Origin of the sequence: Methanobrevibacter sp. (assembly GCF_045541095.1) — an archaeon.
Lineage (GTDB): Archaea > Methanobacteriota > Methanobacteria > Methanobacteriales > Methanobacteriaceae > Methanocatella.
Genome location: NZ_JAZQIJ010000271.1, coordinates 1 through 3,208, shown reverse-complemented (window position 1 = coordinate 3,208; position 3,208 = coordinate 1). Strand labels below are relative to the sequence as shown.

5 protein-coding genes are annotated in these 3,208 nt (G+C 33.8%); all 5 read right to left on the bottom strand.

All coding sequences use genetic code 11. The features are described 5' to 3' along the window. Window positions 1-219: hypothetical protein (locus ACKI2P_RS11755; protein ID WP_407377781.1), on the bottom strand; the 219-nt coding region annotated here is incomplete at its 3' end. A gap of 10 nt (window positions 220-229) precedes the next feature. Further along, on the bottom strand, window positions 230-1,420 hold the full coding sequence (locus tag ACKI2P_RS11750; protein ID WP_407377780.1) for a baseplate J/gp47 family protein: 1,191 nt from the start codon (window positions 1,418-1,420) through the stop codon (window positions 230-232). Window positions 1,421-1,422: 2 nt separating this feature from the next. Continuing rightward, the gene (locus ACKI2P_RS11745) at window positions 1,423-1,821 is read right to left on the bottom strand and encodes a hypothetical protein (RefSeq protein ID WP_407377778.1); all 399 of its coding nucleotides are present in this window, start codon (window positions 1,819-1,821) and stop codon (window positions 1,423-1,425) included. Window positions 1,822-1,880: 59 nt separating this feature from the next. Further along, window positions 1,881-2,765, bottom strand: coding sequence for a transglutaminase-like domain-containing protein (locus tag ACKI2P_RS11740; RefSeq protein ID WP_407377777.1), 885 nt, complete (start codon window positions 2,763-2,765; stop codon window positions 1,881-1,883). A 14-nt stretch (window positions 2,766-2,779) separates the two neighbouring features. Next, the coding region (locus tag ACKI2P_RS11735) for a hypothetical protein (RefSeq protein WP_407377775.1) at window positions 2,780-3,208 on the bottom strand (429 nt) is incomplete at its 5' end.

The window sequence follows — 3,208 nt, the reverse complement described above, 5'->3', positions numbered from 1 at the left end:
TTCATCAATCTTTCTTTTAATGTCAAATGTCTGACCATGTAAATCCAGGTATGGTCCTTTAGCACTATCTAGGAAAAATTGATTAAACCAATCTTGTTCTTCAATATAATCAAACCATGCACCGATTGTGTTTTCAATTACTCTGCGAGCATCAATGTTTTTATGCAATCCACTTGTGTCTGGTAATCGATTGATTATTTCTTCACCATTTTCAGACATTTTTATCGCCTCAGCTAACTATGGTTTGGTTAATAGTTAATCCTACTAATTGCAATACTTCGTTTGATTCAACACTAATGTCTGTTAATTCTTCTAAAGTATCATCATCAATAATAGTTACGCTTTCAACATCATCAAATAATTCTAATGCTGAAACAAGATTGTTTTTGAATAATGTTTCACCAATATGTAATCCATCAAATTCCATACTGTCAACAGGTGCTCCACCATCAAAGACTGCTTGAAGAACACTTCTCACTTCACTTTCAACCAACTCATTAATTACATTTAAATTAACTGTTAAACTTAACTCAACATATTCCGGTGCACCGACCAGAAAAGTATGGTCAATAACCTTATTATTAGTATCACTAAAAACTTCCAAAACACTAAGTAACAATTCATTAGTTACTGGTTTTGTGTCTCCGTTAACTAGAATTTCTTTAGTGTAAGGACGACCTATTTCATTTGTTTGTCCAGTGTCAACTAATAATACATCATGCACACCGTCAATATTATCTCCTAATTCCTGATAATAAGGTAAGCTTCCAAAATCTGGTTGACGAACGAAATTCAATAGTCTTTCACGATATTCATCGTCTTCTTCATAATTGGTTCCGCCTGTAAATGCTTCTGTGTTGTTTACGCTTAATTCAGAAATACTTAAGTAATCATCATCAATTAATGTGATTGTGTTTTCACTGCAGTTTCCATCTTCCCCTTCAGTTAAACAGGTTGCACTTGCTGTTGCTTCAAGTTCGCCGGCCGTAATAATGACTTCCGAATCAGTAGCATATTCAAGACCTGATTCAGTAGATACTACAATAGTTTCTTCAGGAATCACAATATCTTCAGTGCTGACATTTGGAATGCTAAACACTACGTATCCTGTAGCTTCACTCCCAGTGTCTCTTTCAATTTTAATGAAAGGATTTGCTCCATGTTTATCTAACCATTCCCCTTCAGCAGTATCAGGAAATGCGATTTTTGATAATTCATTTTGGTCTTCCATTACATAGTAACCTAACACTGCAACAGATTCTAATAAATTCCGTATTTCACTTCCCTCATTAAAGTCAGTGACTTTAGTTTGACCTACTTCCAATAGTAGACTGTAAAAACCAATCATTTGATTTAATATATTTGTTCGATTGATTTCTTCACCTATTATATTATAGAATGTTTCTTCTTCAATTGCCATTTTTAGGATTCCTCCACAGTACCATCAGTATTTAAAATATAATCCATATCTAATTCAGTATCATCATCATATACAACATGTACACTAATTTTAACTCTTTTATCAGGTTGTAATTCAAGATTAAGTTTGAAATTACTGTATCGTGGGTCTTGCTCTAAACTATCAGTTAAAGCTATTTCCATAAATTTCAATGTTGTTTCATTTTTACGCCAACCATGAAATCGATGTAATACACTACCATATTCACTGTAGAAGTATTCTGAACTTCCAAGTCGTGTATTTAATCGATTTTTTGTTGCTTGTACAAGATTATCATCATTAGTTATAGTGGCTAAATCACCATCTTTAAAGTTCCAGGAACTATGGATATCAGTTCCCAATTCATTTATTTTCACATCCATAATTAAACACCCAATTGTTTTTTTTAATTTCTTCAATTAATAGTTAAATGGTCTTTCTTTTAGCAATCAGGAACTTTTCCATTTTTCCTTGAATATGAAGCATAACCTCCATTACCTGTCCTACCAGATGATTTCCATACAGTATTCCATGCTGAACCACTGCCTGTTTGATCACTAGCATATTTTTTTCCACCTATTTCAATAACAGTCCAGAAATGACCACCATCATATGTACGATGTACAATGTAACATTTTAATCCTGCACTAGCCATCATTGCTCTTGTCAGTCTTGCTGTATCGGCACAGTTTAAATGTCCTCTATTATTATAACATTTTTCAGGTGTATTGTATCGTGTACATGTATAATATGAGTATTTAACATTTTTCTGTAACCATCCATGAATCAACTTTGCTTTTTTCAATTCATTAGTTTCACTTCCAACAATCTTTTTAACAAGATCATCAATAAGTTTTCCTTCTCCACCTTTTAACGTGCTGTTAGTTGTTTTAACTGATTTGATTTTTGTTTTTGATGAAGAAGTAGTGGATGATGATGAGGATGTTGTTGCACTTGTGTATGCTTCTCTGAAACTGTTTTTTTCATCACGGAAATTAATTACATTGCTTGCAAATGGATTTAATTCCAATTCCATTTTTGCAGTGCTGCCGTCGTTAGTGATTGTGATAGCTTCAATGTACCATCGGTTTAATGTGTAACCACTGAACCTACTGTATGTACTGTTTAATGCTTTTGCTATTGTATCGAAATTTGCTAATTCAAAAACATCTGTTGGCAATTCTGTAAATAAGAATTGGTTTGTATGGACTAATTTCAGGTTCGGATTTCCAAGAGGCAATGTTATTTTAGCACTGTATAAATCACGTATACTATCAACTAATTGTTCTCTTGCTTTTGCTTTTTCCAATTCTGTTGCACCACTCATAATATTCAACTCCATTAACATGCTTCTGGATTGTCTCCACCTGCAAGGAATTTTGCTGCCATTTGTTTAGCATTGCTGGCGTACATGATTGGAACTTTGCCCTTTGTTAACATTTTTAAAGGATATGAAATTCCTTTATAACTTGATGGGCTGTAATTATCATCCCATGCTCTAGGAAGGAACTTATAGTATTTTCCACCTTTACGGATGTCACCGCCTCCGTGCATTCCGATAACAGTACGACTTCCTAGTTTTTTAAGTTTATTAGTGTAACTGTTTTTTCCTGCAGCTTCTCTAAATACTGCACCATCTGCACCACCATATATGCAGAACCATATTCCATTTTTCGGACCCATATATCCTTCAGTATGAGTATTGGGTCCTACGCCGATAATTTTTGTTTTCCAACCGTTTTTCCGTAATATTTTAGCAACATCTTCCAT

Coding starts and splice junctions, on each gene's coding strand:
- ACKI2P_RS11750 (WP_407377780.1), bottom strand. CDS start 1,420: ATGGCAATTGAAGAAGAAACATTCTATAATATAATAGGTGAAGAAATC.
- ACKI2P_RS11745 (WP_407377778.1), bottom strand. CDS start 1,821: ATGGATGTGAAAATAAATGAATTGGGAACTGATATCCATAGTTCCTGG.
- ACKI2P_RS11740 (WP_407377777.1), bottom strand. CDS start 2,765: ATGAGTGGTGCAACAGAATTGGAAAAAGCAAAAGCAAGAGAACAATTA.